Here is a 15,506-nt window from a genome sequence, read left to right on the forward strand (position 1 = left end):
GGTTCAGCTGCGCTCGCCGCCTTCGCGACGCTGCCCCTGCGGGCGCGGGCGGTTTCCGCCCGGCCGGCCGCCGCGGCGGGGCTTCTGCATGAAGGAGGCGGTCTTCAGCTCGCCGTCGCCGCGCGCGGCGGGGCGCTCGCCGCCCTGCGGCTGCGGGCGGCCGCCATGGCCGTGGGACCGGCGTTCGCCCTGGGCCTGCTCGCCCTGGGGCTGGCCGCCGTGACGGCGTTCGCCGCCGCCGTGGCGCTGCGGACGGCCGCCCTGGCGCTGCTCGCCGCCGCCGTGGCCCTGAGGGCGCCCGCCGCCGCGATTGCCGCCGCGGTTCTGCTGGCTCTTGGTCGAGGCCGCGCCTGCGCCCTCCGGCTCGGCCTTGCCGGCCTCGGAGCGGCGGTCGGTCGCCGGGATCGACTGCTTGATGAGGCGCTCGATGTCGCGGAGATAGGCGCGCTCATCGTTCGCCACCAGCGACACCGCGATGCCGGCCGCGCCCGCGCGGGCCGTGCGGCCGATGCGGTGGACATAGGATTCCGGCACGTTCGGCACGTCGTGGTTCACGACGTGGCTGACGCCGTCGACGTCGATGCCGCGCGCCGCGATGTCGGTCGCGACCAGCACCTTGATGTGGCCGGTGCGGAACGAGCCGAGCGCGCGCTCGCGCTGCGGCTGGCTCTTGTTGCCGTGGATCGCGGCGGCGTTGACGCCGTCCTGCTCGAGCTGGCGCACGACCTTGTCGGCGCCGTGCTTGGTGCGGGTGAAGACGAGCGCGCGGTCCATGTCCGGGCCCTTGAGGATCTCGGCCAGCACGACGCGCTTGCCGGCCTGCTCGACGAACACGACCGACTGCTCGACGCGGTCGGCGGTCTTGGCCACAGGCGTCACCGCCACCATGGCCGGGTCGGTCAGCATGGTGTCGGCGAGGTCCTTGATCGTCTTCGGCATGGTGGCCGAGAAGAACAGGGTCTGGCGGCGATGCGGCAGCATCGGCACGACACGGCGGATCGAATGGATGAAGCCGAGGTCGAGCATCTGGTCGGCCTCGTCGAGCACGAAATGCTCGACCTGGTCGAGGCGCAGCATCTTGCCGTCGACATGGTCGAGCAGGCGCCCCGGGGTCGCGACGAGGATGTCGACGCCGTTGGCGAGCTTGCGGACCTGCGGGCCGGCGGCGACGCCGCCGAACACGACCGCGATCGTGAAGTTGAGATGCGCCGAGTACGCCTTGAAGCTCTCCGCGATCTGGCTCGCGAGCTCGCGGGTCGGCGACAGCACCAGCGCGCGGCAGCCGCGGCGCACGGGCTGGCGCGGGTTCTTGAGCATGCGCTCGATGATCGGCAGCGCGAAGGCCGCCGTCTTGCCGGTGCCGGTCTGGGCGATGCCCATCAGGTCGCGGCCGGCGAGCACGGCGGGGATCGCCTGTGCCTGGATGGGAGTGGGGGTCTCGTAGCCATGCTCGGAGAGCGCCTTGAGGACGGGCGCCGAGAGGCCGAGATCGGTGAAATTGGTCAAGTTTCAGGTCTTCCGGATACAGCCATAGGGCCGCGCAAGCGTCCATGCGGGCGCGCGGCTACAGCGGGTGCGTTAAGACGCGCCCCGCGTGATCTGGGCTGTCGATGATGGTTCGTAGGCGCTCGGCAGGTCCTGAAGGTCAGGCGTCACGCGGCCGCAGCGCGGGTGGTCGCTCGCAAGCGATGCGTAAGATGTGCGGGCGAACCCCGAGAAAGTCAAGCTTCGCCGCGATTTCGGGATCGTTTCCCAACGGGCGCGGGGCGCCCGCCACCTAGGCGTGCTCCCAGTTGCGCGCAAATCTTAAAGTTGCATTAACCATCTCCTCACAACCATGAGGTGATGGAATGATCGAAGCGTTTTCCTGGCGCGCCGCGCATCTGGCGAAGGATGGGCTCGCCGCGCAGGCCCGTTTGCGACACAGGGTGTTCGTGGAGCGCAGGGCGCTGCCGCACGCCACTTTCGACGGCATGGAGTACGACCGGTTCGACACGCCGGCCGCCGTCTATCTCGTCTGGCGCGACGGCGGCGGCGAGGCCCGCGGGCTCATCCGGCTGCTGCCGACGACGCGCCCCTACATGATGCAGACGTTCTGGCCCGAGATGGTGGCGGAGGGCGCGCCGCCGGTCTCGCCGAAGATCTGGGAGATCACCCGCGTCTGCGTCGACAAGGCCGCGATCCCGCGCGAGCGCCGCGTCATTCTCCCGGAGCTGCTCTGCGGAGTCGCGGAGTTCTTCGAACTCAACGGGATTTCGGCGATGGTCGGCGTCGCGCGAGCCCATCTCGTCGAGCACTACATCCCGCAGGAAGGCATCCGCTGGCTTGGCGCGGCGGCGGAGGTCGAGGGCGAGGTCGAGCGGGCGTTCCTCGTTCCGACGCGCTTCATCCGGCCGACGGCCCATCTCGAAAAGCTCGGCGTGACGGGCCGGGTGCTGAATCTGTTCGGCGACGAAGACATGGCCGAGAGGTCCGCGGCGTGAGGGCGGACCAAGAACTGGAGTCGAGCGTCCGTTATTACGGGCCTCGCTTTCCCGCGAGCTTCGCCAGCGCGCGCGGCAGCGAAATCGTCGCCGAGGACGGCCGCAGGATCATCGATTTCCTTTCGGCCTGCGGCGCGCTCAACTACGGGCACAATCATCCGCGGCTGAAGCGGGCGGTGGCGGATCATCTCGAGGGCGACGGCCTGCTCGCCGCGCTCGACCTCGATACGCCCGCACGACGCGATTTCATGCGCGCCTTCGAGCGCGTCGTGCTGGCGCCGCGCGGGCTCGACCACCGCATCCAGTTCACCGGGCCCACGGGGACCAACGCGGTCGAGGCGGCGCTGAAGCTCGCGCGCAAGGTCACCGGGCGTACGACCGTGGTCGCGTTCTCGAACGCGTTCCACGGCGTGACGCTCGGCGCGCTTGCGATGAGCGGCGGACGGGGCGTGCGGGCGGCGAGCCGGGCGCTGCTGCATGGCGTCCATCGGCTGCCGTTCGAAGGCTATCAGGGCGCGAGCGCCGAAGATCTGCTGCGCTACGAGCGACAGGTCGCGGACCCCTCCGGCGGCCTCGAGCCGCCTGCGGCCTTCATCGTCGAGACGGTTCAGGGCGAGGGCGGGCTCAACGTCGCCTCGACGCGCTGGCTGCGCGCCCTGGCGGAGGTCGCGAAGCGGCTCGGCGCGCTGCTGATCGTCGACGACGTGCAGGCGGGTTGCGGTCGCACGGGTCGCTTCTTCAGCTTCGAGCGGGCGGGGATCGAGCCGGACATCGTGTGTCTCGCCAAATCGCTCAGCGGAATCGGCCTGCCGATGGCGATCGCGCTTGTCCGTCCCGGCATCGATCTCTGGGCTCCGGGCGAGCACAACGGCACCTTTCGCGGCAACGCGCTCGCCTTTGTGGCCGCGACCGAGGCGCTCGCGCTCTGGGAGGAGGGGCTGGTGGAGGACGCCGCGGCGCGCCGCGCGGAGGAGATCGCGGACTGGACCCGGCGCCTGCTCGCGCGCTGGCCCGGACGGGGCCTCTCGGCGCGCGGGCTCGGCATGATGTCGGGCGTCGCCTTCGCCGAGCCCGGCATGGCGGACGCCGTCGCGCGGCGGGCCTTCGAACTCGGCGTCATGATCGAGACCGCGGGCCCGAACGACGAGGTGCTGAAGCTCTTTCCGGCGCTCACCATCGATCCGGCGACGCTCGCCGACGGCCTCGGCCGGATCGCGGCCGCGGTCGCGGACGTGCTGACGGCCGGCGAGGAGGTCGGGCTGGTGGCTTGACGGTCACGCTCTCAGAGGGGGCCGCGGGTTAGGCGGCCGTCATCCCGGCCGTAGCGCCGGGATCCATGAACGCCGCCGAGGCGAATGTTTCGGCGTCTGTGTTCTTGGGTCCCAGGACAAGCCCGGGACGACGGCTTGGGGTTCGCGCGCCCTTCAAGCCGAGGATGGCGCTTTGCGCTGAAGCTCAATCCGCCCGCATCTCGTCGATGAAGGCGAGCGCGAGGGCCGCGAAACGCTCGGGCGCACTCCAGTGCGGGGCGTGCCCGAGCCCTCCTAGCCACTGGATGGCGCCGCGCCACAGGTGGTCGGCCGGTAAGGCTTTGAGATAGTCCATCGACAGGAACACGTCGGCGTCGCCCTGGACGATGGCGAGCCGCGTCGGGCCGGAGCGGAGCAGGGCGGTCTCGTCCGCGCCCTGTCCGGCGACGCCGTTTTCGATCATCAGCCGCCGGGCGCGGCCGTCTGTCCGAATCGCCGTCTCGACCGACTGAGGCGTAAGGTGCTCTTCGCCGTCGAGCATCGCGGCCGCATAGGCGCGGGCGTCGGCCTCGGAAAACTGCTCCTTGCCCGCCAGACCCATGACGGGCGTGGCCGCGAACGCGCTCTGGAGCGCCTCAAGCGATGGTCGGATCGGCGGCGCGCCGGTGACGAGCGCCGCGGCGATGCGGGGCTCAGTCGCGAGCAGCTCCATGGCGACATGGCCCCCGAGAGACCAGCCGATCGCGATCGCTCGTTCGATCCCGATCGCGTCGAGCAGCCCGCAGATCGCCGCGGCGTAGCCCGGAAAGCTGTAGGTCCGCTCAGGTTCGGTCGCGTCGTCGGACGCGCCATGTCCCGGAAAGTCCGGCGCGATGACCGGGAGGCCCGCTTGGGCGAGCAGCGGGATGAGCCGCCCGTAGGCTCCGGAGGACGACGAGTTGCCGTGGAGCAGGAGGACGGGCATGCCCGTGCCCTCGACAGCCCGGAAGGCGAGGCGGCCCGAAGCGAGCTCGACCGCGCGGTCGGAACTCACTCGGCGGCCCGGAGCTTCGCCAGATGCTCCACAAGCCCCTTGGTCGAGCCGTCGAGGCCGTCCGCGCCGGCCTCGCCCTTCACCACCGGGATCAGGCGGTTGGCGAGCTCCTTGCCGAGCTCGACGCCCCACTGGTCGAATGAGTTGATCGCCCAGATCGTCCCTTGCACGAACACCTTGTGCTCGTAGAGCGCGATGAGACGCCCCAGCGTCCTCGGATCGAGGATGCGATAGGCGATGGCGCAGGTCGGGCGCGAGCCCGGAAAGGTCTTGTGGGGCGCGAGCGTCGCGGCGTCGTCGGCGGATTTGCCGGCCTTGGTCAGGATCTCGGCCGCCTCAGCCGTGGTGCGCCCGCGCATGAAGGCTTCGCCCTGGGCGAGGGCGTTGGCGAGCAGCATCGCGTGCTGGTCGCCGACCGTCTCATGCGGCGTCGCGGCCATGAGGATGTCGGCCGGAATCACGTTCGTGCCCTGATGCATCAGCTGGTAGAAGGCGTGCTGACCGTTAGTGCCGGGCTCGCCCCAGACCATCGGGCCGGTCGCGAGCGTCACGGGCTCGCCGGCGAGCGTCACCGACTTGCCGTTCGACTCCATGTCGAGCTGCTGGAGATAGGCCGGGAAGCGCGCGAGGCGCTGGTCGTAAGGGAGCACGGCGTGGGTGGCGTAGCCGCAGACGTTGCGGTGCCACACGCCGATGAGGCCCATCAGCACGGGAATGTTCCTGTCGATCGGCGCCTCGCGAAAATGCGCGTCGATCTCATGCGCGCCGTCGAGGAAGGCCTGGAAGTTTTCCGCGCCGATCAGGATCTCGACCGAGAGCCCGATCACCGACCAGAGCGAATAGCGCCCGCCGACCCAGTCCCAGAACTGGAACATGCGGCGGTTGTCCATGCCGAAGGCGGCGACGGCTTCGGCGTTGGTCGAGATGGCGGCGAAATGGGCCGCGACGGCGTCCTCGCCGAGCGCGTCGACCAGCCAGCTCCGGGCCGCGCGGGCGTTCGCCATGGTCTCCATCGTCGTGAAGGTCTTTGAGGCCACCAGAACGAGCGTGCGGGCCGGGTCGAGGCCGGCGAGCACGTCGTGGATGTGCGCGCCGTCGACGTTCGAGACGAAGTGCCCCTTGAGGCCCTTTTGCGCGTAGGGGCTCAGCGCGATCGCGGCCATGGCCGGCCCAAGGTCCGAGCCGCCGATGCCGATGTTGACGACGTCGGTGAAGCGTTCGCCGGTCGCGCCTTTCAATTCGCCCGAGCGGACGGCCTCCGCGAACTCCGCCGCCTTCTCCCGTTCGGCCAGAACCTCCGGCATGACGTCCTTGCCGTCGACGAGGATCTTTGCGCCCGCAGGCGCGCGGAGCGCCGTGTGGAGGACGGCGCGCTCTTCGGTCGAGTTGATCTTCTCGCCCGCGAACATGGCGTCGCGCCTCGCCTCCACCCCGCAGGCGCGGGCGAGCTCCGAGAGCAGCGCGACGGTCTCCTTGGTGACGCGGGTCTTCGAGTAGTCGAACAGCAGGTCGTCGAGCGTCACCGAGAACGTCTGAAACCGCTCCGGATCGTCGGCGAACAGCTTTCGGGCCGGCGTATCGGCGATCTCGCGCCAATGCGCGCTGAGGCTCTCAAAGATCTCGTCGCGGCGAGAGGGCATCGCTCACGTCTCCGGAAAAGCAGGCGTCGGGCAAAATAGGATCTTAGTGCGCTTCGTCATGCCCCGGCTTGTCCGGGGCATCCAGATCTCCGCGGCGCGGCGGTCTGTGAGCCGGGGCGGGGTCTACGGACAAGCCGGGGAACGACGCGATCGCGTCGCTCTCTTCGGTCGGTTGAACGATCAGATCGCGCTCGCGCCGTGCTCGGCGGAGCCGACCAGCGCGCGGAAGCCTGCGAAGAGGTTCCGGCCCATGCCGAACTGCGGCTCGGTCTCCTCCACGGCCTGTTCGCGCGAGGCGAGCTCCTCGGGCGCGACCATCACCTGAAGCGTCCCGGCCTCGGCGTCGACGCGCACGACGTCGCCGTCCTGTATGCGGCCGATCGGGCCGCCGTCGCAGGCCTCGGGCGTCACATGGATCGCGGCCGGCACCTTTCCGGAGGCGCCCGACATGCGCCCGTCGGTGACGAGCGCGACCTTGTGGCCGCGCTTCTGCACCACCGCGAGCGAGGGGGTCAGCCGGTGAAGCTCCGGCATGCCGTTCGCTTTCGGGCCCTGGAAACGCACCACCACCACCACGTCGCGGTTCAGCTCTCCGGCGCGGAAGGCGGCCTCGAGGTCGTCCTGGTTGGAGAACACCCGCGCCGGCGCCTCGATCACCCAGCGCTCGCGGTCGACCGCCGACACCTTGATGACCGCGCGGCCCAAATTGCCGTCCAGCAGCCTGAGGCCGCCGTCTTCCTGGAAGGGCCTCGCGATCGGCCGCAGCACGCTTTCGTCGCCGGACGCCTCCTCGATCGGCCTCCAGACGATCTCGTCGCCGACCAGCGTCGGCTCCTTCTCGTACTCCGAGAGACCGGAGCCCATCACAGTCAGCACGTCGTCGTGCAGCAGCCCGCGGCCGCGCAGTTCGCGGATCAGGAACGCCATCCCGCCGGCGGCGTGGAAGTGGTTCACGTCCGCCGAGCCGTTCGGATAGATGCGGCAGAGCAGGGGGGTGGCGGCCGAGAGCTGATCGAAGTCGTCCCAGGTGATGGTGATTCCAGCCGCCTTAGCCATCGCGACGAGATGGATGGCGTGGTTGGTCGATCCGCCCGTGGCGTTGAGGCCCACGATCCCGTTCACGAAGGCCTTCTCGTCGAGCACATGGCCGATCGGCGCGTAGCCGTTGCTCGAGCGTGTGATCGCGAGCGCCTGGCTGACGGCCGCGCGCGTGAGCGCCTCGCGCAGGGGCGTGTTGGGCGGCACGAAGCTGGAGCCGGGCAGGTGCAGGCCCATGATCTCCATCAGCATCTGGTTGGAGTTCGCGGTGCCGTAGAACGTGCAGGTGCCGGGCGAATGGTAGCTCGCGCTTTCGGACTCCAGCAGCTCGGCGCGCCCGACCTTGCCTTCGGCGTAGAGGCCGCGCACCCGCGCTTTCTCGTCGTTGGAGATGCCCGACGGCATCGGGCCGGCCGGCACGAACACCGCCGGCAGATGGCCGAAGGCTAGCGCGCCGATCACGAGGCCGGGCACGATCTTGTCGCAGATGCCGAGGTAAAGCGCGGCGTCGAACATGTCGTGGCTGAGCCCGATCGCCGCCGCCATCGCGATCACGTCGCGCGAGAACAGGCTGAGCTCCATGCCGAGCCGGCCTTGCGTGACGCCGTCGCACATCGCCGGCACGCCGCCCGCGACCTGCGCCACCGCGCCCGCCTCGCGCGCCGCCTGCCGGATGATCTCCGGATAACCCTCATAGGGCTGATGAGCCGAGAGCATGTCGTTATAGGCGGTGATGATGCCGATGTTCGGGACCGCCTGGCCCTTGAGCAGCGCCTTGTCGTGGCCGCCGCAGCCCGCGAAGCCGTGGGCGAGGTTGCCGCAGGAGAGCGCGGCGCGATAAGGGCCGTCGGCGGCCGCCTTGGCGATGCCGTCGAGATAGCGCGCGCGGCCGCTCCGCGACCGCTCGACGATCGCGTTCGTCACGTTTGCGATGCGGGCGTCGAGGCTCATGATGAAGCCCTTTCCTGGAAAGCTGGCCGTCAGGACGGCCAGTCGTCGGTCACCACTGCGGCTTTTGCGGAAGGCCGTCGGCGATGTCGTAGAAGTCGGAACGTGACGCGACGAATATGTGCTCAGCAAGACGCAGGCCAGTCGGCGGCGTCAGCGTGCCGACCGTGACATAGGTCTCATCGCCTGGGTCCTGCCGCCAGAACAGGTTGCCGCCGCAGCGCGCGCGGAAACCGCGCCGGACCTCCGGCGAGGACTGGAACCAGGAGAGCGTCCCGTCGTCCGCGATCGTCAGCTCGTCGGTCCGGCAGGCAGCCATCGCCGCGTAATTGCCGCTCGTGCGGGCGCATTGCGAGCAGTGGCAGGCGAGCGGGGCCTTGAGGTCGCCGGAGATCCGGTAGGTCACGCCTCCGCAGAGGCAGCCGCCTTCGCGCGACATCAGCCCGCAGCCTTCGTCATGGCGCCCACACAGTCTCGAGCGGCTCGCGGGCGTTCGCGATCACGGCCCGGATCGGCATCTTAGCCGCGTCGTCGGACGACAGCGCCTCGTCGAGCACGTCCTTTTTCTTCTCGCCCTCGACATGCAGCACGAGCTTTTTGGCGGCGAGCAGCACGGGAAGCGTCAGAGTGATGCGCGGTTCGATGGCGGCGGTCGCCCGCATCGACATCACAAGCGCCTTGCCCGTGGGGTCGATCGCATCTTCGAGCCGGTCGCCGCTGGGGAAGAACGAGGCGGTGTGGCCGTCGTCGCCCATGCCGAGGATCGCGACGGTGAGCGGGCCGGAGAGCCCCGAGATCGCCTCCTGGACCTCCGGCAGCGCGCCTTCCGGCGCCGAAGCGCCGTTGTAGAGCGGCGCGAAAACGGCGCGGGCCGCCTCGTTGAGCAGCAGGTGCTCCTGAACGAGCCGCGCGTTCGATCGCTCCTCCGTATCCGGAACCCAGCGCTCGTCGACGAGCGTGACCGTCACCGACTCCCAGTCGAGCTCGGCCTTCGAGAGCGCATGGAAGAAGAGTTTCGGGGTCGAGCCGCCCGAGACCGCGAGCGTCGCGCCGCCGCCGTCGGCGATCGCGCCGCGAAGCGCCTCCGCGACCTCGTCGGCGAGCGCCTGCGCGAGCGTCTCGCGGTCGGGGAACGTTCGGAGATTGACGGCGAGCGCGCTCAAGAGACGTCCTCATGCCAGGTCCGGCCGTCGCGCTCTATCAGCGCCACCGCGGTGGAGGGACCCCAGGTGCCGGCGGTGTAGGGGTCGGGCACGCGGCCGAGCCTCGACCACGCCTCGAGGATCGGGTCGGCCCAGGTCCACGCCGCCTCGACCTCGTCGCGGCGCATGAACAGCGCCTGGCTGCCGCGGATGACGTCCATCAGCAGGCGCTCATAGGCGTCCGGGTTCGGGCCCTTGAATGTGTCGGCGAAGGAGAGGTTCAGCGGCACCTCGCGGAACCGCATTCCGCCGGGGCCCGGATCCTTGATCATCAGGTAGAGCTTCACGCCCTCGTCCGGCTGAAGGCGGATGACGAGGCGGTTCGGCGCGAGGAAGCCGCCGGCCGCCCCGAAGATCGACAGCGGCACGTCGCGGAACTGGATGACGATCTCGGAGACGCGGGAGGGCAGGCGCTTGCCGGTGCGCAGATAGAACGGCACGCCCGCCCAGCGCCATGTCGCGACCTCGGCCTTCAGCGCCACGAAGGTCTCGGTCGGGCTCGACGACTGGTCGGGAAGCTCGTCGATGTAGCCGGGCACCGACTTGCCGTCGATCGCGCCCGCCCGGTACTGGCCGCGCACCGTGAACTGACGGACGTTGGTCTCGTCGATGGGCTTGAGCGCGCGAAGAACCTTCAGCTTTTCGTCGCGCAGCGCGTCGGCCTCCATGGCCGAAGGCGGCTCCATGGCCACGAGGCAGAGGAGCTGCAGCATGTGGTTCTGGATCATGTCGCGCAGCGCGCCCGACGTGTCGTAATAGCCGCCGCGGCCCTCGACGCCGACTTTCTCCGCGACCGTGATCTGGACGTGGTCGACATGGGCGGAGTCCCACACCGGCTCGAACAAGACGTTGGCGAAGCGCAGCGCCATCAGGTTCTGGACGGTCTCTTTCCCGAGATAGTGGTCGATCCGGTAGATCTGGCTCTCGGGCAGCACGTCGGCGACCGCCGAATTGATCTCGACCGCCGAGGCGAGGTCGCGGCCGAGCGGCTTCTCGAGCACCACGCGCGTTTTGGGCGTCAGCAACTCGTGCTTGGCGAGGCCGTGGGTGATGGCGTCGAAGAGGTTCGGCGAGGTCGCGAGATAGAAGGCGCGCACGCGGTCGAGGCCGTCGGCGATGAGCTTCTTGAGGTCGTCCCAGCCGTCGTCGCCGGTGGCGTCCACCATCACGAAGTCGATCCGGTCGAGGAACTTCGAGACCTTCTTCTTCTCGAGCAGGTCCGCGGACACGAAGGTCTCGAGCGCGGTCTTCACCTCGGCCCGGAACGCCTTCCGGTCGAGCTTCGAGCGCGACACGCCGATGATCCGGCTCGGATCGGTGATCTGGCCGTCCCGGTCGCGCAGATAGAGCGATGGAAAGAGCTTGCGGTGAGCGAGGTCGCCCGTCCCCCCGAAGACCACGAGATCGAACGGTTCGACGGCGACGATGCGGCTCGACATCGGCGGGCGCGCTCCTTTGGAAACATCCGCGGGATAGGACTTTTTGCGGATGCGAAATCATGGGGCGCGGCAGGCCGCTGTCAAATGCGCAGGCGCCGCATGAGACATGCGTCCGGCCTGATCACCGTCCCGTGGCGAGCTCCGCCCAGTCGAGCTCCTCCTCGATCAGGTGGAAGGCGTCGTCGCCGATGACTGAGGCGCGGCGGAGCTCGATCGTTTTTTCGCGGGCGGCGTTCAGCGCCTTGCGGCGGAGCGCATGGTTCTGGGCGTCGGCGAGTTCGGTGCGCTCGGAGCCGGCGTTGAGCTCGATCGCCGCGCCGTACTCCTTGCGCAGGAGCTTCGCCGCGAGGCTGTCGTCGCCCTCGATCGCCGCAAGCGCCGCGCGATAGGCTTCCGCGCGCGCGAGCCTGGTTTCCCGGCCAACGGGATCGTCGTCCGACAGGCCGAGCTTCACGATCAACGGCTTGAGCGTCAGCCCCTGCAGCGTGAGCGTGCCGAGCGTCACCACGAAGGCGGTGAGCAGGATGAGGTCGCGATAGGGGAAGGGCGATCCGTCCTGGAGCGTCTCCGGCACCGCGAAGGCGGCCGCGAGCGTGACGATGCCGCGCATTCCGGCCCAGGAGATCACCACCGCGCCCGCGCGCGTCGGGCGCGCCATCGGCCGGGGAGGATTGAAACCGCGCCGGTCGATCCTGACGCGCAGCGCCTTGTTGAAGGCCATCACCCAGACGAAGCGCGCGAAGATCACCACGACGAGGACCGCGAAGGCGACCAGCGCATAGTCGTAGGCGAGATCGCCGAGGCGCTCCCAGATCGGCCGCAGCTGCAGGCCGATCAACACGAAGGCGAAGGCGTTCAGCACGAACACCGCGGTCTCCCAGACCGCGAAGACGGGCACGCGCATCCGCGCGGGCAGCGGCGAGCGCGGCAGGCGCGCGACCGTCATGGCGTAGACCACCAGCGTGAGGATGCCCGACAGGCCGACCGCCTCGGCCAGGATCCAGATCCCGAACGTCGTGGCGAACTGGATGATGATCGCGGTCGGCGCGTCGCCGGTCCGGCCAAGCGGGCTCGTGAGCCGCGCAAAGGCGTATCCGGCCACGACGCTGCCGAAGACGGTCAGGGCGAAGATCGGCGCGAACGTGGTGACGGTGAGGTCGCCCTGGGCCGCCGCGAGAATCGCGAGCCGGTAGATCAGCAGCGCGCTGGCGTCGTTCAGCAGGCTCTCGCCCTCGAGGATCTTCACGATGCGATGGGGCAGCCCGATCTGCCGGATGATGGCGCTCGCGGCCGCAGCGTCGGGCGGCGCGACCACGGCCCCGAGCGCGATCGCGACCGGCCAGGGCATGTCGGGAAGGATGAGCTTCACCAGAACCGCGACGGCGGCCGTGGTCGCCACGACTGCGGCGATGACGAGGCCTGCGACCGGCGCCCAATTGTCCCGGAGGTCGCGCAGCGAGGCGTCATAGGCGGCGTCGACCAGCACCGGCGCGACGAACAATGTGAGCGCCAGATGCGGGTCGAGCGTCCATTCGGGCGAGTTCGGGACGAAAGCGAGCGCCGCGCCGCCGATCGCCAGGAACGTCGGGTAGGGCGCATTGAGCCGCCGCGCGAGGGTCGACAGCAGCGCCGCGCCGAACAGCAGCGCGATGATCCACTCGAAGGTCTCCATGCCCCTGGCTCCCTGCGACGCCGTTCGCCTGACGCGACGCCCGGCCGAAGACCCGATATCCACGACGGCCTCCGCGGCGCGCCGTCAAGTCGCGACGCCCGAGGCCGCCTCGAAGCTCGTCGGGCGCCCCTTCGACCGTCCGCGTCATCGCCAGCCGAGTGCGATGCTGCAGCTGTGATCGATCACGGTCATGCATTTTCGCAATCGAACGATCTCGGCCATCGACTTGCCGCGCGGCGGACATGCGCACAGGTTCGCCGCAGCGCAACACGGGGCCGTCCGGCCTCACGCTTCAGGAGGCATGCGATGGCCAAGGTGCTGGTGCTCTACTACTCGACCTACGGACATATCGAGACGATGGCGAACGCCGTCGCCGAAGGCGTCAGGGAGGCGGGCGCCGAGGTCGTGGTGAAGCGCGTGCCGGAGACCGTATCCGAGGAGATCGCGCGCAACGCCCATTTCAAGCTCGACCAGGCCGCGCCGGTCGCGACCGTGGACGAACTTCCCGACTATGACGCCATCATCTTCGGCGCGCCGACCCGCTTCGGCACGGTCGCCTCGCAGATGCGCTCCTTCATCGACCAGACCGGCGGCCTTTGGTTCGCCGGCAAGCTGGTGGGCAAGGTCGGCTCGGTCTTCACCTCGACCGCGACCCAGCACGGCGGCCAGGAGTCGACGATCCTCGGCTTCATCCCGACGCTGATGCATCACGGCATGGTGGTGGTGGGCCTGCCTTACGCCTTCGCCGGCCAGATGAACATGGACGAGATCACCGGCGGCTCGCCCTATGGCGCGAGCACGCTCGCCAAGGGCGACGGCTCCCGCCAGCCGAGCGAGAACGAACTCGCGGGCGCCCGCTTCCAGGGCAAGCACGTGGCCGAGATCGCCAAGAAGCTTCACGGCTGACGGGCTGGAGCGTCATCCCGGACGGCCGAGGGCCGATCCGGGATCGTTCTCCGGAAAGAGCTCCATTCTGAACACGATCCCGACTCCTTGCTTCGCTGCGGCCGGGATGACGCCTTTCTCTTGTCCCGGACTTGATCCGGGACCCAGAACCGAGACGGTTCAGGACCTATTGAAAGCGTCCCGCAACTGACACCAATTGGCGTCGGTTCTGGGTCCCGGATCAAGTCCGGGACAAGGGGACGTCCCGCCAGCCATAGATCCAGTCGAGCCCGCGGATGAGCGCGGCTTCGGGCGCGAGCCTGAGCGCCGCGTTCCTCGCCGCCGCAGCAGCGCCCGACAGATGGTCGATGCGGATCTGGCGGCGGGAATTCATCTGGAGTTTCGCCACCCGCATGAGCCGCGCCTCCTGATAGGCGTCGAACGGGGCCGGCCCGCCTTCGGCGACCAGGCGCGCCAGAACGACGGCGTCCTCGATCGCGAAGGCCGCGCCCTGCGCGAGCGAGGGCAGGGCGGCGTGGGCGGCGTCGCCGAGCAGCGCGATGCGGCCGCGCTTCAGGCGCGCGTCGGGCGAGCGGTCGTGCAGCGTCCAGGGCGTCCAGGTCGGGGTCGCGGCGATCAGCTCGCGGGCGGGCGCCGCCCAGCGCTCGGCGACGTCTGCGGGGCCGGCCACGCGGTCGTCGCCGATGATCACGACATTGGCCTCGCGACCCTTGCGCACCGGATAGAGAACGAGATGCGCCTTGGGCCCGAGCCACACGGTCACCTCGCGCATGTCGAAGGCGCTCGGGACGGCGCTCGCGGGCAGCACGGCGCGCCAGGCCTTGAGGCCGGCGCCTGCGACCGCAGTCGGCAGTTTTACCGCGCGGCGCACGACGGAGCGCAGCCCGTCGCAACCCGCGAGCCATGCGCCTTCGACCGGTTCCGAGCCCTTGTCCGTCACGGTCTCGATCGCGACGCCGCTCGCCGTCTCCTCGACGGCGCGGATCTCGGTCCCGAGCAAGATCTCGGTCATGCCCGCGGCCGCGACGGCTTCGGCGAGCGCCGCTTGAAGGTCCGCGCGGTGGACGACTCGGTAAGGCGCTCCCCAGCGGCGTTCGGCGCTCGCTCCGAGCGTCACGCGCTTCAGCCGGCTTCCTGTGAGGGCGTCGCAGATCGAGACACCCTCGGGCCGCGTCGCGACCGCGTCGAGCGCCGCTCCTAGGCCAAGCCCCTCCAGCACGCGGCCGGCGTTGGGCGAAAGCTGAACGCCGGCGCCGGCCTCTTCAAGGACGGGCGCGCGTTCGAACAGTCTTGACGTCACGCCCCGGCGCGCGAGCGCAAGCGCGAGCGTCAACCCTGCGATTCCCCCGCCTGCGATCAGCGCGGGGCCTTGCATCGGCCTCAGGCCTCGGCGGGCGGGCGCATCAGGCAGCCGGCCGGCTCGGACTGGTCGGCGTGCAGCTTGCCGTCGAACTTGTAGAGCGTCGAGCAGTAGGGGCAGACGATCTCGTGGTCGCCGCCCATGTCGAGGAAGACATGCGGGTGGTCGAAGGGCGGGTTCGCGCCCACGCACATGAACTCGTGCGCCCCGATGTGGATGACGGAAACGCCCGCGTCGTTGGCGAAATGCGGGATCGCGTGATCGGCCATGGCGGCTCCTTCGATGCGTTCCGCGAGGCTTACGAAAACTGGGGGAGGGCGGCAAGCGGAGACGAACTGCGTGCTTCGAGACGCCGTCTTCGACGGCTCCTCAGCATGAGGGAGGCTGGCGGTTTCCAGAGCTCAATCGGTCCTCATGCTGAGGAGCGGCCGGGAGGCCGCGTCTCGAAGCACGCCGTTCGTCTCCGCAGCCCTGCCTTGCATGCCAAACCTTCCGCAGCCGCCTCGCCCTCGCTATAGACCTTCGCGACTTCGAG

13 protein-coding genes are annotated in these 15,506 nt (G+C 69.6%); 3 read left to right on the top strand and 10 right to left on the bottom strand.

Annotated elements, in window-relative coordinates; genetic code table 11:
• Positions 1–3: 3 nt before the first annotated feature.
• Complete coding sequence (locus ACFOWB_RS13140) at positions 4–1,506, bottom strand: DEAD/DEAH box helicase (protein ID WP_378147714.1); 1,503 nt, start codon at positions 1,504–1,506, stop codon at positions 4–6.
• 344 nt (positions 1,507–1,850) lie between these two features.
• Between ACFOWB_RS13140 and ACFOWB_RS13145 the strand changes: the two genes are divergently transcribed.
• A complete protein-coding gene (locus tag ACFOWB_RS13145) occupies positions 1,851–2,483 on the top strand; it encodes an acyl-homoserine-lactone synthase (protein ID WP_378147716.1) in 633 nt (210 codons plus the stop codon).
• Complete coding sequence (locus ACFOWB_RS13150) at positions 2,480–3,754, top strand: diaminobutyrate--2-oxoglutarate transaminase (RefSeq protein WP_378147718.1); 1,275 nt, start codon at positions 2,480–2,482, stop codon at positions 3,752–3,754. The genes ACFOWB_RS13145 and ACFOWB_RS13150 overlap by 4 nt, the downstream gene beginning before the upstream one ends.
• A 184-nt stretch (positions 3,755–3,938) precedes the next feature.
• Here the strand turns inward: ACFOWB_RS13150 and ACFOWB_RS13155 are convergent, their stop codons facing one another.
• The 7 genes from ACFOWB_RS13155 to ACFOWB_RS13185 form a co-directional block, all read right to left on the bottom strand.
• Positions 3,939–4,766, bottom strand: a complete 828-nt coding sequence (locus ACFOWB_RS13155; RefSeq protein WP_261402667.1) for an alpha/beta fold hydrolase — start codon at positions 4,764–4,766, stop codon at positions 3,939–3,941.
• On the bottom strand, positions 4,763–6,406 hold the full coding sequence (gene pgi / locus ACFOWB_RS13160; RefSeq protein WP_378147720.1) for a glucose-6-phosphate isomerase: 1,644 nt from the start codon (positions 6,404–6,406) through the stop codon (positions 4,763–4,765). Before pgi ends, ACFOWB_RS13155 begins: the two co-directional genes overlap by 4 nt.
• Positions 6,407–6,586: 180 nt before the next feature.
• A complete protein-coding gene (edd, locus tag ACFOWB_RS13165) occupies positions 6,587–8,395 on the bottom strand; it encodes a phosphogluconate dehydratase (RefSeq protein ID WP_261402668.1) in 1,809 nt (602 codons plus the stop codon).
• Positions 8,396–8,444: 49 nt separating this feature from the next.
• Positions 8,445–8,831 carry a GFA family protein gene (locus ACFOWB_RS13170; protein WP_261402669.1) on the bottom strand — a complete coding sequence of 129 codons (387 nt, stop codon included), beginning with the start codon at positions 8,829–8,831 and terminating at the stop codon, positions 8,445–8,447.
• Positions 8,832–8,847: 16 nt separating this feature from the next.
• Positions 8,848–9,555, bottom strand: a complete 708-nt coding sequence (gene pgl / locus ACFOWB_RS13175) for a 6-phosphogluconolactonase (RefSeq protein ID WP_261402670.1) — start codon at positions 9,553–9,555, stop codon at positions 8,848–8,850.
• Complete coding sequence (zwf, locus tag ACFOWB_RS13180) at positions 9,552–11,033, bottom strand: glucose-6-phosphate dehydrogenase (protein ID WP_261402671.1); 1,482 nt, start codon at positions 11,031–11,033, stop codon at positions 9,552–9,554. Before zwf ends, pgl begins: the two co-directional genes overlap by 4 nt.
• A 121-nt stretch (positions 11,034–11,154) precedes the next feature.
• Positions 11,155–12,705: a Na+/H+ antiporter gene (locus ACFOWB_RS13185; RefSeq protein ID WP_378147724.1), complete on the bottom strand. Its 1,551-nt coding sequence runs from the start codon at positions 12,703–12,705 to the stop codon at positions 11,155–11,157.
• A gap of 306 nt (positions 12,706–13,011) precedes the next feature.
• On the opposite strand from ACFOWB_RS13185, the gene wrbA reads away from it, so the two are divergent.
• A complete protein-coding gene (wrbA, locus tag ACFOWB_RS13190) occupies positions 13,012–13,611 on the top strand; it encodes an NAD(P)H:quinone oxidoreductase (protein ID WP_261402673.1) in 600 nt (199 codons plus the stop codon).
• 220 nt (positions 13,612–13,831) lie between these two features.
• Here wrbA and ACFOWB_RS13195 read toward each other — a convergent pair whose 3' ends face one another.
• Together ACFOWB_RS13195 and ACFOWB_RS13200 are read right to left on the bottom strand one after the other, a co-directional pair.
• Positions 13,832–14,986: an FAD-dependent monooxygenase gene (locus tag ACFOWB_RS13195; RefSeq protein WP_378147727.1), complete on the bottom strand. Its 1,155-nt coding sequence runs from the start codon at positions 14,984–14,986 to the stop codon at positions 13,832–13,834.
• Between the two features lie 5 nt (positions 14,987–14,991).
• The gene (locus tag ACFOWB_RS13200; protein WP_261402674.1) at positions 14,992–15,240 is read right to left on the bottom strand and encodes a zinc-finger domain-containing protein; all 249 of its coding nucleotides are present in this window, start codon (positions 15,238–15,240) and stop codon (positions 14,992–14,994) included.
• Between the last annotated feature and the right edge of the window lie 266 nt (positions 15,241–15,506).

Origin of the sequence: Chenggangzhangella methanolivorans, assembly GCF_042648545.1 — a bacterium.
GTDB lineage: Bacteria > Pseudomonadota > Alphaproteobacteria > Rhizobiales > Methylopilaceae > Methylopila > Methylopila methanolivorans.

Excerpts from the sequence above, each read along its gene's own strand:
- ACFOWB_RS13200 (WP_261402674.1), bottom strand. The coding sequence starts at position 15,240 with ATGGCCGATCACGCGATCCCGCATTTCGCCAACGACGCGGGCGTTTCC.
- wrbA (WP_261402673.1), top strand. The coding sequence starts at position 13,012 with ATGGCCAAGGTGCTGGTGCTCTACTACTCGACCTACGGACATATCGAG.
- edd (WP_261402668.1), bottom strand. The coding sequence starts at position 8,395 with ATGAGCCTCGACGCCCGCATCGCAAACGTGACGAACGCGATCGTCGAG.
- pgi (WP_378147720.1), bottom strand. The coding sequence starts at position 6,406 with ATGCCCTCTCGCCGCGACGAGATCTTTGAGAGCCTCAGCGCGCATTGG.
- ACFOWB_RS13195 (WP_378147727.1), bottom strand. The coding sequence starts at position 14,986 with ATGCAAGGCCCCGCGCTGATCGCAGGCGGGGGAATCGCAGGGTTGACG.
- ACFOWB_RS13170 (WP_261402669.1), bottom strand. The coding sequence starts at position 8,831 with ATGTCGCGCGAAGGCGGCTGCCTCTGCGGAGGCGTGACCTACCGGATC.
- zwf (WP_261402671.1), bottom strand. The coding sequence starts at position 11,033 with ATGTCGAGCCGCATCGTCGCCGTCGAACCGTTCGATCTCGTGGTCTTC.
- ACFOWB_RS13145 (WP_378147716.1), top strand. The coding sequence starts at position 1,851 with ATGATCGAAGCGTTTTCCTGGCGCGCCGCGCATCTGGCGAAGGATGGG.
- ACFOWB_RS13185 (WP_378147724.1), bottom strand. The coding sequence starts at position 12,705 with ATGGAGACCTTCGAGTGGATCATCGCGCTGCTGTTCGGCGCGGCGCTG.